Here is a 20,064-nt window from a genome sequence, read left to right as displayed (position 1 = left end):
CGGGACGGTTCCTGTCTTGGTAAGGAACAGCCCTGTTTTATCTTTCCCTGCGCTTTCTGCCGTTAAATCTTAAACCGGCTCACCAGCTCCTTCAGTCTGGCCGCCTGAGAGGACAGCTCTTCACTGGCTGCGGCGGACTCTTCACTGGTTGCAGAATTGGTTTGAATCACCGTAGAAATCTGCTCAATTCCCTCTGCTACTTGGCTGATGCTTTCGGTCTCTTCCCGAATAGCTGACGTGATCTGCGCAATATCCGCTTCCGCCTTCTGTGCTGCCTCAATAGTGGACTCCAGCGCTTGCGATACCTGCTCTACAATCATTTCACCACGCTTTACCGATTCCACCGAACCGTGGATCAGCTCCTGCGTTGCCTTGGCTGCCTCATCCGATTTTGAGGCCAGATTCCGCACCTCATCGGCCACCACGGCAAACCCCTTGCCCGCAACGCCTGCACGCGCCGCCTCTACCGCCGCATTCAATGCCAATATATTCGTTTGGAACGCAATATTCTCAATTGTTGCAATGATCTTGCCGATTTCCTGCGAAGAGCGGGATATATCACCCATGGCTGTGACCATCTTGCGAATATTTTCCGCACTGGCTGCTACAAAGGCAGCCGCCTGCTGCGAGTGCTTCAGCGCCAACGAGCTGTTATCAGCATTCGCCTGTGCCGTGGTGGAGATATCGCTGATCGTAGCGGACAGTTCCTCTACCGCACTGGCCTGCTCGGTAGCGCCCTGTGCCAGCGCCTGCGCCCCGCCGGCCACCTGCCCCGATTCCATTGCAACCTGATCGGATACCGCGCCGATCTGCTTCAGCGTACTGCTCTGCGCTTCCTTCAGCTTGCGCATGGAAGTTAAAATATCCGTATAGGCGCCTGTATAGTGTTCGGTATGCGCCAGCCGCACCGTCATATTACCGGCAGACAGCTCGCCCATCACGTAGTCGATATCCCGAACAATCGTATTGGTCTTCTGCTTGCTGCGATTGATCGCTGCAACCGCCTTCCCCACCTCGGTTTTATCCTCTGCCAACGCCAGCTTATGATCCAGATTGCCCAGCGCCATTTCTTCCATATCCTTTTCAATCAGAATCAACGGCCGCAGAATATTCCGGGTGACATAACGAATGATGATAATTTGAACCGCTACCACAACCGCCAGCATGGCAAAAGTGATGTATAAAAAGATATTGATCCAAAAATTCAGGCGGCTTCGCTCCGTCTCGACCCGTTTCTCCGTCGCTTCGGCAAGCTTATCCTGCAAGTTGTGGATCTCCGACACCGTATTTTCGTACGAGCCGCTGTATACCAAGTTGATGGCGTCCTCATTCACGCCTTTTTGCGTCATGCGCATCGCCTGTTCCTCCAGCGGAACCAAACCGTTGGACAGCGTCTGGATCCGATCAATGAGGCTGTTTTCCTCCTCGCTGATGCCCAGTGCCTTCAACCCCTGAACCGCCCGCTCTCGGTTTTGGTCGGTTTCCACCTCGCGGTAATAGTTGTCGTAGTGGATTTGATCGCCCGTAACGACATACGAGCGGACTTCCTGCGTTAAGTAGGATGATGCGTCTACAAAATCCCCCACAAAGCCTGATGCATCGCTGCTTGCTTGGGTAAAAGCGGTTAGCCGGTTGTTGGCCTGTATATTTAATATCACCAAAATGAATACCAAAATCAGAGCGACTGCTGATGCACTGCTTAACATCTTAATTGCTGTGGACTGCTTCATTTTTTCACGATGCCCATGTTCTGTTTTAGGCTTTGCCCTGTTGTGCTTTTTTGTCATTTTCTGTCTTTCCTTTCTTTCTCTGCCGCAGCCGTTCCGAAATAACACTGCGGATGGGGATTCCTCAAAACACTCTTTACAGCATACCGCCTGCGCGTTATTATTTATATATCGACAAAAAACTTCAAAAAAATAAGGTTTTTTCCCTATTATCAGCACACATCTCCTGCATATCAGACCTGTTTTCCTATCGCTTATCCATATGTTATCTATTTTCAACACAACCATCCGATATTCCGCTGCCCGCTTGTGCAGGCAACACGCCCATAAGCACCAAAACAAAACACCGCCCCCCACGGGGCAGAAAGGAGCCTGCACATGCCGGCACTGGATGACAGCATCCAATTCGTCAAGGGCATCGGCCCCAAAAAGGCCGCCCTGTTTCAAAAACTGCAAATCCATACCCTGCGTGATGCGCTTGAAACCTATCCGCGCGATTATGAGGACCGCACCCGCATCACCCGCATCGCGGATATCCAGACCGAGGATAAATATGCCATCCGCGCCGTAGTCGGCACCGAACCGCGCGTCAACCGCATCCGCAAAGGGATGACGCTGGTCAAATGCACGATTTTTGATGATTCCGGCTCGCTGGCTGTTACCTTTTTTAATAATCCCTATGCCGCTGCGCTGCTGCATGTTGGGCAGGAATACCTGTTTTACGGACGGGTGCAAGGCTACGGCCGCGGCCGCACTCTGATTTCACCGCAGGCGGAAAAGCTGTCGGCGGACGCGTCTCATCCCGGCCGCATCGTGCCGGTCTATCCGCTTACCGCCGGGCTGACCCAGCGCGATCTGGCACGGGTAACTGAAGCCGCGCTGGCTGCCGTGCCCGGTGACTGGCCCGATCCCCTGCCCGAGGTGCTGCGCGCCAAATACCGTCTGCCGGATGCCGCCGACGCGCTCGCTGCCATCCACCGGCCGCAAACCGCGGAGGATGTATCGCAGGCACGCCGCCGCATGGTATTTGAGGAGCTGTTTCTGCTCTGCTGCGGCCTGCAGCAGCTGAGGGAGCGCCGCCGCGCCGATCCCGGCATCCCGTTTGTCTCCCATGGTCTGGATGCGTTTTTTGACATCCTCCCCTTTGCCCCCACGGGCGCACAGCGCCGCGCCATCCGCGAGATCGCGGCGGACTGTGCCTCCGGCCGGCCGATGAACCGGCTGGTGCAGGGCGATGTCGGCGCGGGCAAAACCGTTGTTGCTGCGGCGCTGTGCGTGCTCGCGGCGCAAAACGGCTGGCAGTCTGCCTTTATGGCGCCGACCGAGATCCTCGCTGCCCAGCACGCCGAAACGCTTGCCCCCCTGCTGGCACAGCTCGGCATCACCGTTACCCTGCTGACCGGCTCAATGTCTGCCGCGCAAAAACGCTCTGCACTCGCCGCTGTCGAATCCGGTGCAGCACAGGTCGTTGTGGGCACGCACGCGCTCATTCAGCAGAGCGTTGCCTTCCACCGGCTGGGGGCAGTGATCGCGGACGAGCAGCACCGCTTCGGCGTGGCACAGCGCGCCGCGCTTTCCGCTAAGGGCAGTGCCCCCCATGTGCTGGTAATGAGCGCCACGCCTATCCCACGCACGCTGGCACTCATCCTTTACGGCGATCTGGACGTTTCGGTTCTCGATGAGATCCCGCCCGGCCGCCGCCCGGTCGAAACCTATGCCGTGGGCGAAAATATGCGCCGGCGCATCACTGCGTTTATCGATAAGCAGATCGCCGCAGGCGGACAGGCCTATGTAGTCTGTCCCCTTGTGGAGGAGGGTGAGCTTAACCTCAAAAGCGCCGAGCAGCACGCAAAGGATTTGCAGGCCACCCTGCCCCACCGGCGCGTTGCCGTACTGCATGGCCGCATGAAAAACGCCGAAAAAGAGCAGGTTATGCGTGATTTTGCCGCGGCGCGGTATGATATTCTGGTTGCCACCACGGTGATCGAGGTCGGCGTAGATGTGCCCAACGCCAACCTGATGGTCGTGGAGGATGCCGACCGCTTCGGCCTGTCTCAGCTGCACCAGCTGCGCGGACGGGTAGGACGCGGTTCCCGGCAATCCTACTGCGTGTTTTTCGGCGCGGATAAGGGACAGACCGCACGGGAGCGGCTGAAGATCCTGTGCCGCACGGGCGATGGCTTCGAAATCGCCCGCGCTGATCTGGCGCAGCGCGGCCCCGGCGACTTTTTCGGACGGCGGCAGCACGGTCTGCCCGCCCTGCACGTTGCCGATCCGATAGCGGATCTCGCGCTCATGCAGTCCGCCCGTGAGGAGGCCGAAGCCCTCCTCGCCGCCGATCCCGCGCTGCACGGCTATCCCCTGCTGCGCGACCGGGTGCAGCGCATGTTCCGCGAGGAAAACGGCGAAGCCTTTAACTGATCTGATACACCGCAGCGCGGCTGTCAACCGAAAACCCATCCCCCTTGGAGAACAAAACCGCCTACGGTATCCCGCAGGCGGTTTAGCTTGTTGAAAAAGTATTTTGTTATGGAGCGTGAACAACACGCGCGGCAGCGCGCATGAAACAGCATTTGCATCGCAAATGCATAAAAGCTGGGGGCGTGTACCTCAGCTTTTATACTTTGAGAAAGAAAAAGTTTCGATGCAGGAACTTTTTCTCGTCCGTGTTTGGCCTCGTCCAAACACAGATTGTCGGAAAACAAAGTTTTTCGACAGTCTCCCCGCCTGTGGAACCCACAAGCGGTTTTCTGCATATACGTCACAAAATGGCCTTCCCTGTCCGGTCACTGCGAAAAATGCGACCGAAGCCGCTCCCCAGCCACGCGAAGCGCAGGCAGCAGCCCTTCCGGTGCGTCGTGCGCTGTCTCCCTCTTCCCTGCCGCAGCAAACGGCAGGTGGATCAGCAGGCTCGCCCCGGCCAGTACCGCAAAGGTGCAGGCAAGATATACCGCATGACCAAACGTGTCGAAAATCCAAACCAGCGGTGTGCCTGCCGGCGGCGCGCACAGGAACATATAGTTTTCTCCAAACAGCCCGTCTACCATGCCTACGGCAAGCGCCACAGCCACAAACACTCCCAGCGTACGCGGGAACCGCCGCAGTGCAGGACGATGCTCCCCGGTCTGAATGAGTGCAAGCGGCACAAAGATCAGCAAACCGTGCAATACAAAGGTCTGCAATGTCTGAAAAGAGAACGCCGGATAATAATCCGCCACCCCGGCCGGGAACACCGTACCGAAAATACCGCCGAGCAGAGAGGTCGCATACACAAAATCCTGAAAAACCGTGCGGCGGGTGAACACCGCCAGCGGAATGAACAGGCTTTGCAGGCCGCATAAATGCAGCGGCAGCAGCTTGATGAGCGGACCGGTGCCGGTCAGATGCAGCCAGACCGAATGCGTCAGCTCCAACGCCGGCACCAGCAGCGCCGCACCGATCAGCATCCGCCGTGCCCCCTCGGGCGGCAGACGGCGCAGACGGCGCAGCCCCGCTGCAATGGCAAACGCCAGCAGAAACAGCAGCACCACATGGCGCGCCCCCAGCAGCGGGAACGCCTGCGGCAGCGGCGTATCCGCCCGGGCGAAAAATAACATAAAAAACAACCCTTCCTACCGATCCCAATAAGCAAAGCCGGCAAAAACCGGCTGAATATGTGTTAATTACTGTATCATCCGCCTGTGTCTGTTCTGTGTCGGTTCGGTAACAGCGCCGCGGACAAGTCGACGGCCTGCCATGCTTCGTCCCTTTCCGCGGAACAAAGCAAAACCGGGGCAAATGCCCCGGCTCAGATCGATTTGCGCTGCCGCGCCTGTCAGCTATTCGCTTAAAGTGCTGCCTTCCACAGGCCGTGCAGATTGCAGAACTCATAAACCGCCTCGGCCTTTTCACCCTCGGCCAGATGGAACACCGCCTCCGGCACGCCGGTATGGCTGAGTACCGCACGGTGTACGCCGCGATCGGTAACAAGCCAGATAAACGCGATGTGGTGCTCCTCGGTCATCGGATGCGTCACCTCGCCCACGCAGGCACGGATCACATCGCCTTCGACCTTGACGACCGGCACGTGCTTTTCAGTCGCGCCGTCGGTCTCGCCGGGCTTAAACTCGGTCATTTTTTCACCGCAGCAGATCACCGGTACGTGATGATCGTCGATCATCTCTACAATGTTGCCGCAATGCAGGCACTTAAAAATCTTCAGTTCCATGGTATTTTCCTCCTTCATTCGCTGCTCTTTCATATTTCTCCTACGACGCCGCAGCAGCGCACGTCTTTATCATAAAAAGCCCTGCCGCAAGGCCGGCTTTCTACGCACAGATACCTTTTAATATCCGGTTTTTCCGTCCAGCAGGTCATCATGCTCGACCCACTCGCGCACCTCAATGATATCATATGTATCGCTGTCCCGCCGGATGATCACCCGCTCGATGCCCGCGTTGATGATCATACGCTTGCACATCGTGCAGGAGTTTGCGTCCTTCATGATCTCCCCGGTAGACATATCGCGTCCCACCAGATACAGCGTAGCCCCGAGCATCTGCTCACGCGGCGCGGCGATGATGGCGTTGGCCTCCGCGTGCACCGAGCGGCAGAATTCATACCGCTCTCCGCGGGGAATACCCATCTTCTGCCGGATACAGGTGCCGATATCAATGCAGTTTGCCCGGCCGCGCGGTGCGCCGGTATAGCCCGTGGAAACGATCACATCGTTTTTCACAATCACCGCGCCGAAATTGCGCCGCAGGCAGGTGCCGCGCTCGAGCGCAACCTGCGCCATATCCAGATAGTAATTGGTTTTATCCCGTCGGTTCATAACTGCCTCCCTGCTTTCCGTCTCAGCCGGAAAGTCTTCCGTTTTCCAAATACAGCCGTTTTGCCGCGCAGGCCGCGGCAGCGCGGTCATGCGTGATCAGCACGATCGTATTACCCGCCCGGTGCAAACGATCCAGCAGGGAAAGCACATCACCAGCAGCCGCCGGATCCAATCCCGCAGTCGGTTCATCGGCCAGCAGCACGCACGGACGGGTAACCACAGCGCGCGCGATCGCCACACGCTGCTGCTGCCCGCCGGACAGCTGTCCCGGCTTATGTGCCAGCCGGTCGGACAGGCCGACCGCCTCGAGTGCCTGCGCCGCGCGGCGCTGCCGTTCCCCGCGCGGGATTCCCTGCAAAGCCAGCGGCAGCGCGGTGTTTTCCAACGCCGTCATACCCGGTATCAGCTGAAAGCGCTGAAATACGAAACCGATCCGTTCACTGCGCAGCCGTGCCAGCTCGCACGGCGGCAGTGCGGACACATCGGTTCCGCCGAGCAGATAGCGCCCGTCCGTCAGGGTATCCAGCAGCCCCAGCACATGCATCAGCGTGGACTTACCCGATCCGGATGCGCCGGTGATCGACATGTATGCCCCGCGCGGCACGGTCAAATCGACTTCCCGCAGGGCGCATACCCCACTGTTATGATATATTTTACACGCGCGGATGAGTTTTAGCAAGGCTTTTCCCTCCCTTTCCCGTCTATTGTAAGGAAAAGTCCGCGTTTTATACATATGTCTTGCCGCGCACGCCGCAGTTTCTCACACGCCGGTTGCTTTGCGCCTGCATTCGATCATGGAAACACGCTTGCGGCGGGGCGTTCTGAGCGGCACGACCGCCGCCACCCGGCGACGCGGCCGGATCAGCCGCCGTCCCGCAAGAAAGAGCAGCGCGGACACTGTGAACCCGTATAAAATACCGGAAACCGGCAAAACCCCGGCATCGGAAGCCCCAGCGAGCAAAAACAGCAGCACACTGCCCGCAACCTGCATGGATCGACCCAATGGATAACGCATAACAAAACCCTCCGCTTCTTTTACTGGATGGTTCCAGTATAGCGCAGGGTTTGTACCATAAACCGGACTTGTCCGGGTCAGGCCGGGCGGAACCAGCCGGGAACCGCCGCAGGCAGCAGTGTCAACTCACGGAACACAGCGGCCGCCGCCGCTTCGTATTCCTCCGCCGTGCGGGACTTTTTCAGGCGTTTGCTGTGCTTTTCGCTGTCCGCAAACAGATTGATATGATAAAACCACAGCTCTTTCATGCGCAGCATTGCAAGGCGGCGCTCACCGAAGGATTCACAGTAACGCGCATAAAGTGTGTCATGAAAGGCGCGGAGCGTATCGCGGTCCGCACGCGGGCCGCCCCGCAGCCGGGTGAGCAGGGACGGATCTGCCAGCAGGCCGCGGCCAAGCATCAGCGCATGTACCTGCGGATACTGCGTCTGTGCGGCGCGCACATCCTGTTCATTGACCAAATCGCCGTTCAGACAGACCGGCATACGGCACTGCGGCAGTGCGGCGGCAAAATCCGCCTGCCGGACGGCGCCCTTATAAAAATCCTGCCGCACACGCGGATGGATGGTCAGCTCACAGATCGGATAGCGGTTGTAAATGGCAAGCAGTGCTTCGAATTCGGCGGGATCGTGCATCCCCAGCCGGGTTTTGACCGAAATACGCACGGTGCAGGCAGAGAAAACCGCATCCAGAAAGCGATCCAGCTCTTCCGGATGCGCCAAAAAGCCCGCACCCTTGCCTTTTGCCGTTACCGTACCGGAGGGGCAGCCGAGATTCAGGTTGACCTCATCGTAACCCATCCCGGCCAGCGCCTGCGCCGCCCAGATGAAATCCGGTGCGCTGCGTGTCAGCAGCTGGGGCACAGCAGGCACCCCGGCGTTGGCTTCCGGCGCCACATCGCGCAGCTGGCGCGGGGTCAGGCACTGGTGCACGGTCGGGGTGATAAAAGGCATGAAATAGCGGTCGATCCCCGGGAAAAATTCGTGATGGGTGCGGCGGTACACCGCGCCTGTCACGCCCTCCATCGGGGCAAAATAATACTGCATGGAACAACCTCGCTTTGATGGGATCTCGGTTTTATTATACCGGGGCAGACTGCGGGCTGCAAGAGTGCGCGTCCTGTGTTTTTGCATCACCACGCGATTTTATATACACTGCGGCTGCAGCAATCCTGCATTTTTGCTTTTTATTGTTTGCTGTCCAACCTGTCGTGCGTCTGCCCCATTTTCTTTTCATACAGCCGCCGTGCCGCGTAAACGACCGGCGTATCGAGCAGCGAGGTAAAAATAAAGATCACATAGCTCGACAGCGCGACCGAAACCAGCGTCGGCATATCATAAATGCCCCAGAACGCCAGACCGGTGAACAACACGGCGTTGATGAGCTGGGAAAGGAGCGTTGAACCGTTGTTGCGCAGCCACAAAAAGGCGCGGTGATCGCCGGTCTTGCGCTCGGTCAGCTTCCACCATGCGTGGTACAGCCATACGTCGAACAGCTGCGCCGCCACATAAACCGCCAGCGAGGACAGCATCATACGCGGGGTGTTGGAAAACACCGCCTGCATCGAGGGCATGACCCAATCGCTCGTCGAAGGTGTATATACCAGCCATGACTGCGACACCAGAATAAACAGCACGTTGGCCGCGATCCCCGCCCAAACCGCTTTCTGCGCGGTACTTTTGCCCGCAACCTCGCTTAAAATATCGGTTACGAGAAAGGTGGTGGCGAACAGGATGTTGCCGAGCGTCATCTCCATACCGAAGGCGTCCACCAGGATCATCACCTCAATGTTAGCGGCGATGGTGGCAAACACCGTAAATGCCATCAGCCCACCCGTACCGAACAGGTAAAACCACAGCAGCACCGAGCCGTACAGCACCAACAGCGAACCGATCAATAAAATTTCGTTTGTCATTCTACTTCTCCTACACCAAAATCTGTGTTGTCGAACAGGATATCCACCCGCGGGTCGTCCTTATACTGCGGATAGATCTCGCGCGCAAACACGGCGCGCACCGCATCGTCCGGATAGACGGCAGTGGTGTTCGGAACCATGATGTTGACGCAGACGCGGTCAAACCAGGCAAGGCCGGTCTCGATATCGCGGCGCATGCTGTCCGCGGTCTGTCCGGTCAGGCCGAACAGCAGGCAGCAGTCATCAAAATCCGCGGCGATCTTCGCGGGGTCGGCTTGGTCGATGCCCTTGTCCAGCACCCGCTCGCGGTAGGCCGCGTCAAAGGTCTCCACGCCGATTTTAACGTGCAGGCGAACGCCCAGCTCTGCAAACCGTGCGCGCAGCGCAGGGATCGTGCGCCGCCAGATCCAGTGGCTTTCGATGTGCAGGTCGCGGATGGCCTTTTCGCGGCAGACGCGCTCGATCTCGCGCACGGTATCCCCGTCCAGCTCGGCGAACGAGCCGGAGTTGATCGCCTCCAGCCGGTGATATGCGCCCGTCACCTGCGCCAGCGCCGTGCGGTTGAGCGCAAGGTTTGCCGCCGCGTCGTGCGAAGCGTCCAGATGATAGTCACAAAAGCGGCAGCGCTTCCATGCGCAGCCGCGCCCGCGCAGCAGCACGATCTCGCGCGGATTTTTGTCCGCAATAACGGAATAACGGGTCAGCTCCACCGTAAGCCGCTCCTTTCTGCAAAAAAATAAGGTGCACCGACCGGTACACCATCCCAGCGCGCCCAGCGCGCCATCAAACAGACCATTGCCCTGCAATGGTCATCAAAAATCAGGACCTGCGCCTGATTTTTGATACAAGAAAGCGATTTTGTGTGCCGCTTCTGCGGCGCGCAAAGATCGCGCCCGGGATCGACCCGCGCTTCCGGCGCGATCAATCCTCCTCCATCAAAACTGTAGTTTTGATGGAAGGTGTCTTAGTTTTGTTTAGAGACAGGATGGTTCCGAACTGTCTGTTCTTTGATTGCTTTTCCATTATAGCGGATTTTTGTCCAAAGTCAAGCATATAGTGGGGCGAACGGAACAAAAGGGGGAGCTGCTATGCCGGCGGAACGGTTTTCTTTGCTGATCGAGATGGTGCGCGCCTTCGTCTGGGGACCGCCCATGCTCATGCTGCTCACGGGAACAGGCGTATACTTCACCATACGGACCCGCGCGTTTCAACTGCGCCATATGGGGCTGTGGATGCGGCAGACGCTGCTGTCCTGTTTCTCGGGCGAAGCGCGACGGCAAAACGGCAAAGCGGACGTTTCGCCGTTTGCAACTATGTGCACCGCCTTAGCCGCCACGGTCGGCACCGGGAACATCGCCGGTGTTGCCACCGCACTGACCATCGGCGGGCCGGGTGCGGTGTTCTGGATGTGGGTAGCCGCCTTTTTCGGCATGATGCTTGCCTTTGCGGAAAATGTGCTCGGCATCCTGTACCGCGAGCGCGGGGCGGACGGCGCGTGGCGCGGCGGGCCGATGCTCTATCTGAAAAACGGGCTGCACAGCCCGCTGCTGGCCGGGGCATTTGCCCTGTTCTGCGTACTGGCGTCGTTTGGCATCGGCAACATGAGCCAGTGCAATTCGATCGCAGGCGGACTGTCCGGGGTGTTCGGCGTGCCCCCGGCAGTGACCGGCTGGGTAACCGCCGGCCTGCTCGGCGCAGCACTCGGCGGCGGCCTGCGGCGCATCACCCGGGTGACCGCCGCGCTCGTTCCGCTGATGGCGCTGTTTTACATGGGCGGCGCACTGGCGGTGCTGTGGTGCACGCGCGAAAATCTTCCACAGGCCTGTGGACAGATCCTCGCCGGCGCATTCGAGGGCACGGCGGGGCTGGGCGGTGCGGCAGGCTACGGGATCGCGCAGGCCATCCGCACAGGCGTATCACGCGGCGTGTTTTCCAACGAAGCCGGGCTGGGCTCGTCCGTCATGGTACATGCCGCAGCGGACGGTGTAACCCCGTGCGGGCAGGGCATGTGGGCGGTATTCGAGGTGTTTTTCGATACCATTGTCATGTGTACCATCACGGCGCTCGTCATCCTGTCGAGCGGGGCGTATGACGCCGTGCAGTACAGGCTGGCGGCGGGCACCCCCATGCTCGCGCAGCTGCCGACCGGCGCCGCGCTGACCGCTGCGGCGTTTTCCACCGTATTCGGACGCTGGGGCGGCGGCTTTGTGGCGGTTTCCCTGACGCTGTTCGCCTTTTCGACCCTGCTGGGCTGGTCGTATTACGGACAGCGCGCGGCGGAATACCTATGCGGCAGCCGGATCGTGCCGGTATACCGGGTGCTGTTCACGCTGGCCGCCGCTGCCGGGTGCATGATGCGGCTCGAGCTGGCGTGGAGCCTTTCCGATGCCTTCAACGGCCTGATGGCGCTGCCCAATCTGGCGGGGGTGATCGCCCTGCGGCGCGAGGTACTGCGCACATGGCGGCGCACATTGGACAATTCTGGCAGTCTTTCCCCATACACCTCCCACAAGTTGCACAAATTTCCCGGCGCGGGCAGTAAAAATAAGATTTGACCTTGCTAATCTGCTAAAAGGAAGATAAAATAGAAGGGACTTGCAGGATAGGAACCATCGTCCTGCAAAAAATAAGGGGGAAAAAGAAATGGATCTCACGGCAACTTTCTGGACACTGCTGCCGCCGGTCATCGCGATCGCGCTGGCGCTGATCACCAAGGAGGTTTATTCCTCGCTGCTGATCGGTATTCTGGCAGGCGCGCTGCTCTACACCGGCTTCAACCCACTGCACGCGGTGGAAACAACGTTTGAAGTCATGGGCGGCAAGCTGGGCGACAACATCAATATCTGTATTTTTCTGGTGCTGCTCGGTATTCTGGTTTCGCTCGTCACCAAATCGGGCGCGTCCCGCGCTTATGGCGACTGGGCGGTCAAATCCATCCGCAGCCGCCGCGGCGCATCGTTTGCGACCTCGTTCCTTGGCATGTTTATCTTTGTCGATGACTATTTTAACTGCCTGACGGTCGGCACGGTCATGCGTCCGGTTACGGATAAATACCGCATCACCCGCGCCAAGCTCGCTTATATCATTGATGCGACCGCCGCGCCGGTCTGCATCATCGCACCGATTTCGAGCTGGGCGGCCGCAGTCGGCTCCTCTCTGCCGGAAGACAGCGCGATAGACGGCTTCTCACTGTTTTTGCAGACCATTCCGATGAACCTGTACGCCCTGCTCACGCTGGCGTTCCTGCTCTGGCTGATGGCGGCAGACTTTGATTTCGGCCCGATGCGCAGGTATGAGGAAACCCACCGCGAGGATGACCTGTCCGAACTGCATGAAAACCATGTGGTCGGCGGTGCGGGCAAGGTATCCGACCTGATCCTGCCGATCGTTGTGCTGATCGTGCTGTGCGTCTCAGCCATGCTGTACACCGGCGGCATTCTCGAAGGCGCGTCCATCGTAGAAGCGTTTGCTAACTGCTCCTCCTCGGATTCGCTCGTGCTTGGCTCGTTCTTTACGCTGATTTTCACCTTCCTGCTGTATATTCCGCGCAAGATCCTGACCTTTGGCCAGTTCTGCGAGGCGTTCACCGAAGGCTTCAAGGCCATGGTGCCCGCCATCATGATCCTGACGCTCGCATGGACCCTGTCCGGCGTCTGCTCGGAGGATTACCTCAATATCGGCGGCTATGTATCCTCTGTCGTCAACGGCAACTCGATGGTTGCCATGCTGATGCCTGCGATCTTCTTCCTGATCGCGCTCGGTCTGGCATTTGCCACAGGTACCTCGTGGGGCACCTTCGGCATCCTTATCCCGATTGCGGTTGCGGTATTCGGCGATGCGCCCAGCACCATGCTGGTTATGACCGTGGCGGCATGCCTGTCCGGCGCGGTGTGCGGCGACCATATCTCGCCCATTTCGGATACGACCATTCTGGCTTCCGCGGGTGCACAGTGCAACCATATCGACCATGTTTCCACGCAGATGCCCTATGCCCTGATGATCGCATCGTTCAGCTTTACCGGCTTCCTCGTGGGCGGCATTACGGGCAACGGCTTTGTCGGTCTGGTTGTGGGCGCGATCCTGCTGCTGGCAGCCACGATTGTGCTCTCCGCCAAAAACAAAAAGCGGATGGGCCTGTAAACCGTTCTGTTAACGGCGCTGCAACAAAATTTCCACAAACCAAGCTCCCCCGTTTCCGGGGGAGCCGAAAGAGACTGTCGAAAAACTGCGTTTTTCGACAGTCTCTCGATCGAAACCACGCTTTCGATCGAATTTGCGACTGCGAATCGCGCCCTTCGGGCACAATTCTCCGTCGTCTTGTATAAAAACCCACGCACATGTCGCGGGTTTTTATGAAAATGGCAGCTTGCTGCCATTTTCTATTTGATGCGCGCGGCTCGCGCGAAGGCTTTTTCGACAAACCAAGCTCCCCCGTTTCCGGGGGAGCTGAAATTTGCCTGTATCCGCAGTAATTTTCAAAAAACTGCCGAAAACAGGAAGTTTATCCCGCTCACCCATGCATCTGATGAAAGAAGGATCTCGTTTTGACCACTGACCTGACCGAGGGCAACCCCTCCCGCAAGCTGTTCTGGTTTTCGCTGCCGCTGCTGCTCAGCGTAGCTTTCCAACAGTTGTATCAAATGGCAGACTCCATGATCGTCGGCCGCTTTGCTGCAACGCCCGAAGCCGGCGAGCTGGCGCTGGCAGCAGTCGGCGCCAGCTATCCGATCACGCAGCTTTTTGTTGCGGTAGCGACCGGCGTCAACATCGGCACCAGCGTGTTGGTTTCCCAATTATTCGGCGCAAAGCGCTTTCTGCGAATGAAAACCGCGATCTCCACCGCACTTCTCACCACCACGGTGATCGCTCTGGTGCTGACACTGACCGGCGCACTGGGCACAGATGCCATGATGGCTGCCCTGCAAACGCCGGATAATATTTTTGCAGATGGTTCGCTGTATCTGCGTGTATATGTGTTCGGATTGCTGTTTTTGTTTCTGTACAATGTATGCACGGGCATTTTCAACGCCATGGGGGACAGCCGCACACCGCTTTTTCTGCTCATTCTATCCTCGGTGGCCAATGTAGCGCTGGATCTGCTGTTTGTGGCACGCTTCCGCTGGGGCGTTGCAGGCGTTGCATGGGCGACCTTTATCGCGCAGGGCGGCGCGGGCGTGCTGGCGCTGATCCTGCTGCTGCGGCGCACCCGTTCGTTTGATACCAACGGGCATTTCCTGCTGTTTTCCCCCGATATGCTGCGCCGTCTGACCAATTACGCTGTGCCTTCGATCGCCCAGCAGAGTTTTGTCTCGGTCGGCAACGTTGTGATCCAGTTTTACGTTAATATGTGCGGCGCTACTGTCATCGCGGGCTTCTCTGCGGCAACCAAGGTGAATATGTTTGCGCTGACCTGCTGCATGTCATTCGCTTCCGGTCTGTCCAGCTATGTGGCACAGAACATTGGCGCGCGCAAGCTCGACCGCATCGGCCCCGGTCTTAAGGCGGGCGCCGCCTTCTCGATCGGTCTGGCGCTGGTATTCACCGCGATCTATCTGCCGTTTGCCGAGCAGCTGGTCGGCCTGTTTATCCCGGCGGGCAGCGCTTCGGGCGTAACCGCAGTGGGACGGCAGTTCCTGTTCATCGTAGTGCCGTTTTACATTATCGTATGCATCAAATTCGTGTGCGACAGCGTGCTGCGCGGCGCGGGCGCCATGCGGCCTTTCATGGTCACAACCTTTTCCGATCTGATCCTGCGTGTGGGCTTCACGATCGTGCTGTTCGCACCGTTCCGCGAAGCGGGAATCTGGGCCAGCTGGCCGCTCGGCTGGTTCCTCGGTTCAGGGCTGTCCGTACTGTTCTACAAAAAGGGAACGTGGAAGAAAAACCTGCCGGCGCTTTAACAGCAGGAACACGCAGCTTGCCGAAAAAGTATTTTGTTATGGCGTGTGAACCACACGCGCGGCAGCGCGCATAAAACAGCATTTGCAGCGCAAATGCATAAACAGTCAGGACATGTGCCTGACTGTTTATACTTTGAGAGAGAAAAAGTTTCTGCACAGGAACTTTTTCTCGTCCGTGTTTGGCGTAGTCCAAACACAGATTGTCGGAAAAACCGGGGTTTTTCGACAGTCTCGGGCGGCCTGCATTTTCATGCAGGCTGCCCTTTTTATTGACAAACGCACCATCACAGGCTACACTTTATTTTGATAAATAATCAAACCACAGGAGGACTGTACGCATGTTTGATACCGTACTCATTGCCGGGCTGGGCCTGATGGGCGGCTCGATGGCGAAAACCATCAAAGCGCGCACGCACAGCCGCGTGCTGGGCTGGAACCGCACGCGCCGCGTGGCAGAGCAGGCGCTGGCGGACGGCGCGATCGATGCCATTGCAACCGAAGCACTGTTCGGGGAAGCCGATCTTCTCATCATCGGCCTGTACCCGCAGGCCACAGTGGACTGGCTGCTGGAGCATATGTCCCAGCTGAAAAAGGGCTGTGTGATCGTCGATATGGTCGGTGTCAAGCAGTTTATGGTCGATCATCTGGATGCCGCAGCGCAGCAGGCCGGCGTGCATTTTGTCGGCGGGCATCCGATGGCAGGACGCGAATTCTCCGGTTTGGATTTTTCGCTGCCCACCCTGTTCGACGGGGCAAGCATGATCTTTGTGCCGACGCAGAGCAGCACCGAGCGCGTGCTGGACCAGTTGGAAGCCTATTTCATGTCGCTCGGCTTCGGGCAAACGGTGCGCTGCACCCCCGCCCAGCATGACCGGATGATCGCCTTCACCTCACAGCTCGCGCATGTGGTGTCCTCGGCTTATATCAAAAGCCCGGAAGCAGATAAACACAACGGCTATTCCGCAGGCAGCTACAAGGATCTGACCCGCGTGGCCAAACTGAACGAAACCATGTGGAGCGAGCTGTTTTTGTGCAATGCCGAGCCGCTTGCCCATGAAATCGACGAGATCATCACACATCTGGACGAATACCGCCGCGCCATCCGGGCGGGCGACCGCGAAACGCTTACCGCCCTGCTGCGGGACGGCCGCGAGCGCAAGGAACGTCTGGGCTGACCACGCAGACAGACCGATCCGTCAGAATCGACTCCGCAGTCCGCAGTTCTCCCCCTGCGGCTCTATTCATCTGTTTCGAAAAAGCATAAAACAAGGGTGTGCCGTACAGGCACACCCTTTTGTTTTCCACATCCGCTTTGTCAGGTTCACAAAGGTTTTTACAGCCGCTCGATACAGGCTTCCTTTATCAGCTTGTGCATCCGGACTTTTATCCGGCACAATAAAAGTGCCAAGCTGTTATGTTTTAGGGGCAGATGACCGATTGGTTTTTCTAAACAGGCAAATCCCTTTGTAAAGCACAAAAGGAATGGCGCCAACGGCTCCAATGCAGGTATAAATGGGAAACATAATAATGCCAATCAGTATTTTCGGAGCCATGGATGTCAGCCACTTTTGGGATAGCTCATTATAAAAAATCCACCCCGCAGGCATCCCGGAAAACAGCAGGGCAAATGAAATTATGCCTTTTGCATATCCTAACGGCGCAGGAACCGGCATATTATGCTCCGTCCAAAATGCGATGTACGCGGGATCGCTCAGCTGCTTGATTTGATTGGCCGCAACAAAGTATCCCAGTATACCTCCAATTATCAAAAATATACAAATCATTACGATTTGCTTCTGTTCTTTTCTCATACCATATCGTTCTTTCATTTGGCAGCTGCCCGCATTGCTTCCGGAACGCAGGGGCTCCGGCTGTCCCGAAACCTCAGCTCTTTTCCTTTTTCGGCCGCGGATTGACCGCACAGATACGCCGCCAGAGCGGTGTGATCCGACAGATAAGGAACACGATCAGCGCCCCCGCCAGATTGAGGATCAGATCATCCACATCACAGGAACCCACGCCGGTATAAATTTGTGCGACCTCGACCGTGGTAATGCCCAGTGTCAGCGTAGCGGTAAAGAAAAAAATGCTGCGCTGCCAGCGGAACAACGCCGGCAGGAACACACCCATCGGCGCAAAGGCCACCAGATTGCCCAACAGGTTAAGCACGACCAGCCGCAGCGAAATATTGCCGTAACCATAGGCCAGCAGGTAGTTCTTGATCGTGCGCAGCGGCTCCAGATTGACCGCATCCAGCGTGCCGTGCATGGAAAAGCCCCGCCCAAAGGCATTGTCAAAAAACAATACGTTGGCCAGCACCCACAAGTAATAGGCAAACAGCAGCAGCACGTAATCGTGCCGCCGGCGGGTGCGCGCCCCGTCCGGCACGCCGTAGAACAGCGCAGCGCCGAGCAGAACGGCGAAACCCACTGCAAACAGCAGCTTACCCTCCGGGCCGACGATGCGGCCCGGCGCCAATTCGTAATACAAATTACAGCACAGCAGCACAGCAGTCAACACGGCTGCCAGTGCGCGGATCATGGTTTTCAAGGGTTTGGTTCTCCTTTTCAGCGGAATATCATGCGGGGCGGGCGAATACTTCGCCGTTTGCCCCACGCGGCACGCCGCGCCCCTTACAGGGCTTCGGCCTCCGCCAGCCACAGATCCGCGCAGGCGTCCGACGGCATGCGCCAATCCCCGCGCGGGGACAGCGCCACAGTGCCGACCTTGGGGCCGTCCGGCAGGCAGGAGCGCTTGAACTGCTGGGTGAAAAAGCGGCGAATAAAGGTGGTCAGCCATTTTTTGATGACCGCAGCATCATACACACCGGCAAAGGCGTGGCAGGCCGCGCGGTACACTTTGCGCGGCGGATAGCCAAAGCGCAGCATGTAAAACAGGAAAAAGTCGTGCAGCTCATACGGGCCGACGAGATCCTCGGTTTTCTGGCTGATCTCGCCGTCCGTGGGCGGCAGCAGCTCGGGCGATACCGGTGTATCCAAAATATCGCGCAGCACGGCTTCCAGCGTACCGCCCGCGCGGCCCGCCTCGTAATCGACCAGATAGCGCACCAGCGTTTTGGGGATGGAGGCGTTCACACCGTACATACTCATATGGTCACCGTTATAGGTCGCCCAGCCGAGCGCCAGTTCGGACAGATCGCCCGTGCCGACCACCATGCCGCCCTGCTTGTTCGCCAGATCCATCAGCACCAGCGTGCGCATACGCGCCTGCGCGTTTTCAAAGGTTACGCTGTGGTCATCCCAGTCGTGTCCAATGTCGGCAAAGTGCTGATCGACCGCCGCCTTGATGTCCACGGTCTGCAAGGTCACGCCGTAGGCTTCCGCCAGCTTTTCCGCGTTGCCGCGGGTGCGGGCGGTCGTGCCGAAGCACGGCATGGTAACGGCAAGGATGCCCCTGCGGTCCAGACCGAGGCGGTCAAACGCATGCGCCATCACAATGAGCGCCAGCGTGGAATCCAGCCCGCCGGACAGGCCGACCACCGCAGTTTTCGCGTGGGTGTGCGCAATACGGCGCGCCAGACCGGCCGCCTGAATGGTCAAAATCTCCTCGCAGCGTTCGACGCGCTTTTCGCTGTTTTCGGGCACAAAGGGCAGCCGCGGGAAGTGCCGGTCGGCAAGGTCGCAGTCCGCCGCGGGCAGGGAAAAGGAAAATACGCCGGTTTCCGCCGCGCCGAAGGTATTCATGCGCCGGCGCTCATAGGCAAGGCGCTCTAAATCAATATCCGCGTAAACAACGCCCTCTGTAAAGCGGCGGCTTTCCGCTAAAAGCGTTCCGTTTTCCGCGATGAGGTCGTGTCCCGCGAACACCAGGTCCTGTGTGGATTCGCCGGTACCCGCATCCGCATACACATAGGCGCAGGCCAGCCGCGCGGACTGCTGCCGCACAAGATCGCGGCGGTAAGCCGCCTTGCCGACCAGCTCATCCGAAGCGGACAGGTTGGCGATGATATGCGCGCCGCCCTGCGCCAGCTCGATGGACGGCGGCGCCGCGACCCACAGATCCTCGCACAGCTCCACGCCGAAGGTAAACAGCGGCTGCTCCTCGCAGGCGAACACCTGACCGGTCACCACCGGCACGCAAACCGTCTCGCCCTCGCCGTTTTTCACGCAAACGCCTTCCATGCAGTCGAGCGCGTCGCCCGAGACAAAGTGGCGCTGTTCGTAAAACTCGGAATAATTGGGCAGGTTTCGCTTGGGTACAAAGGCCAGCACCTCGCCCCGGCAGAGCACTGCGGCGCAATTATACAGCTTGCCGCGCACGCGCAGCGGCAGACCGGCCAGCACCACAGCTTCGAGCGCCGCGGTTTCCCGGCACACGATTTCCAGCGCGGTGAGTGCGCCGTCCAGCAGGGTCTGCTGCAAAAACAGGTCGCCGCAGGTGTAGCCGGTCAGACACAGCTCAGGAAATACGATAAGACGTGCGCCTTTTTCCGCCGCTTCACGCGCCAGCCGCACCACTTCGGCCGCGTTATACGCGCAGTCCGCCACGCGCAGCCCGGGCGTAGCCGCCGCAACCTTGATAAATCCATCCCGCATTGGGTATTCCTCCAAAATTTCAGATACAGTCAGTATACCCCCTTTTGCACGCCAGCGCAAGCATGCGTTCCGGCATATCAGGGCTTTCGGCATACAAAAACACGGGTGTGCAGAGCACACCCGTGTCAGTCTGTCGAA

17 protein-coding genes are annotated in these 20,064 nt (G+C 58.4%); 5 read left to right on the top strand and 12 right to left on the bottom strand.

Translation table 11 applies throughout. From position 1 onward, the window contains the following. Positions 1 to 62 precede the first annotated feature (62 nt). Positions 63 to 1,787 (bottom strand): methyl-accepting chemotaxis protein, encoded by a 1,725-nt coding sequence (locus T363_RS0101500; protein ID WP_031472564.1) that lies wholly within the window; start codon positions 1,785 to 1,787, stop codon positions 63 to 65. Positions 1,788 to 2,099: 312 nt separating this feature from the next. Between T363_RS0101500 and recG the strand changes: the two genes are divergently transcribed. Next, positions 2,100 to 4,148, top strand: a complete 2,049-nt coding sequence (gene recG, locus T363_RS0101495; RefSeq protein ID WP_278246980.1) for an ATP-dependent DNA helicase RecG — start codon at positions 2,100 to 2,102, stop codon at positions 4,146 to 4,148. A 365-nt stretch (positions 4,149 to 4,513) separates the two neighbouring features. On the opposite strand, the gene T363_RS14315 is transcribed toward recG, so the two are convergent. The 8 genes from T363_RS14315 to T363_RS0101455 form a co-directional block, all read right to left on the bottom strand. Then, a complete protein-coding gene (locus T363_RS14315; RefSeq protein WP_031472560.1) occupies positions 4,514 to 5,323 on the bottom strand; it encodes a YwaF family protein in 810 nt (269 codons plus the stop codon). Positions 5,324 to 5,553: 230 nt separating this feature from the next. Further along, on the bottom strand, positions 5,554 to 5,934 hold the full coding sequence (locus tag T363_RS0101485; protein WP_031472558.1) for a desulfoferrodoxin family protein: 381 nt from the start codon (positions 5,932 to 5,934) through the stop codon (positions 5,554 to 5,556). A gap of 117 nt (positions 5,935 to 6,051) precedes the next feature. Continuing rightward, the gene (locus tag T363_RS0101480) at positions 6,052 to 6,540 is read right to left on the bottom strand and encodes a deoxycytidylate deaminase (protein WP_031472556.1); all 489 of its coding nucleotides are present in this window, start codon (positions 6,538 to 6,540) and stop codon (positions 6,052 to 6,054) included. 22 nt (positions 6,541 to 6,562) lie between these two features. Further along, the gene (locus T363_RS0101475; protein WP_242840210.1) at positions 6,563 to 7,219 is read right to left on the bottom strand and encodes an ABC transporter ATP-binding protein; all 657 of its coding nucleotides are present in this window, start codon (positions 7,217 to 7,219) and stop codon (positions 6,563 to 6,565) included. Positions 7,220 to 7,300: 81 nt separating this feature from the next. Continuing rightward, entirely contained in the window at positions 7,301 to 7,555 is a 255-nt protein-coding gene (locus tag T363_RS0101470) for a hypothetical protein (RefSeq protein WP_154658724.1), read from the bottom strand. A gap of 77 nt (positions 7,556 to 7,632) precedes the next feature. Beyond that, complete coding sequence (locus T363_RS0101465; RefSeq protein WP_031472550.1) at positions 7,633 to 8,601, bottom strand: tRNA dihydrouridine synthase; 969 nt, start codon at positions 8,599 to 8,601, stop codon at positions 7,633 to 7,635. A gap of 140 nt (positions 8,602 to 8,741) precedes the next feature. After that, the gene (locus tag T363_RS0101460) at positions 8,742 to 9,470 is read right to left on the bottom strand and encodes a queuosine precursor transporter (RefSeq protein ID WP_031472548.1); all 729 of its coding nucleotides are present in this window, start codon (positions 9,468 to 9,470) and stop codon (positions 8,742 to 8,744) included. Beyond that, a complete protein-coding gene (locus T363_RS0101455) occupies positions 9,467 to 10,180 on the bottom strand; it encodes a radical SAM protein (protein ID WP_034971426.1) in 714 nt (237 codons plus the stop codon). The genes T363_RS0101460 and T363_RS0101455 overlap by 4 nt, the downstream gene beginning before the upstream one ends. Before the next feature lie 378 nt (positions 10,181 to 10,558). Between T363_RS0101455 and T363_RS0101445 the strand changes: the two genes are divergently transcribed. The 4 genes from T363_RS0101445 (at position 10,559) to T363_RS0101430 (ending at position 16,545) form a co-directional block, all read left to right on the top strand. Then, complete coding sequence (locus tag T363_RS0101445) at positions 10,559 to 12,025, top strand: alanine/glycine:cation symporter family protein (protein WP_078096862.1); 1,467 nt, start codon at positions 10,559 to 10,561, stop codon at positions 12,023 to 12,025. Between the two features lie 88 nt (positions 12,026 to 12,113). Next, positions 12,114 to 13,610: a Na+/H+ antiporter NhaC family protein gene (locus T363_RS0101440; protein ID WP_031472540.1), complete on the top strand. Its 1,497-nt coding sequence runs from the start codon at positions 12,114 to 12,116 to the stop codon at positions 13,608 to 13,610. A 404-nt stretch (positions 13,611 to 14,014) separates the two neighbouring features. Continuing rightward, positions 14,015 to 15,370: an MATE family efflux transporter gene (locus tag T363_RS0101435; protein ID WP_031472538.1), complete on the top strand. Its 1,356-nt coding sequence runs from the start codon at positions 14,015 to 14,017 to the stop codon at positions 15,368 to 15,370. 338 nt (positions 15,371 to 15,708) lie between these two features. Continuing rightward, positions 15,709 to 16,545, top strand: a complete 837-nt coding sequence (locus T363_RS0101430; RefSeq protein WP_031472536.1) for a prephenate dehydrogenase — start codon at positions 15,709 to 15,711, stop codon at positions 16,543 to 16,545. A gap of 237 nt (positions 16,546 to 16,782) precedes the next feature. Here the strand turns inward: T363_RS0101430 and T363_RS0101425 are convergent, their stop codons facing one another. The 3 genes from T363_RS0101425 to T363_RS0101415 all read right to left on the bottom strand — a co-directional run bounded on the left by T363_RS0101425 (position 16,783) and on the right by T363_RS0101415 (position 19,926). Further along, positions 16,783 to 17,199, bottom strand: coding sequence for a hypothetical protein (locus T363_RS0101425; protein WP_322786167.1), 417 nt, complete (start codon positions 17,197 to 17,199; stop codon positions 16,783 to 16,785). 55 nt (positions 17,200 to 17,254) lie between these two features. Further along, positions 17,255 to 17,911: a VanZ family protein gene (locus tag T363_RS14890; RefSeq protein ID WP_242840212.1), complete on the bottom strand. Its 657-nt coding sequence runs from the start codon at positions 17,909 to 17,911 to the stop codon at positions 17,255 to 17,257. Between the two features lie 92 nt (positions 17,912 to 18,003). Then, positions 18,004 to 19,926 carry an NAD(+) synthase gene (locus tag T363_RS0101415; RefSeq protein ID WP_031472530.1) on the bottom strand — a complete coding sequence of 641 codons (1,923 nt, stop codon included), beginning with the start codon at positions 19,924 to 19,926 and terminating at the stop codon, positions 18,004 to 18,006. Positions 19,927 to 20,064: the final 138 nt, after the last annotated feature.

The organism is Agathobaculum desmolans ATCC 43058 (assembly GCF_000701665.1).
Classification (GTDB): Bacteria; Bacillota; Clostridia; order Oscillospirales; family Butyricicoccaceae; genus Agathobaculum; species Agathobaculum desmolans.
Note: the sequence above shows the minus strand (reverse complement) of the source record. Positions and strands in the feature narration are given on the sequence as shown.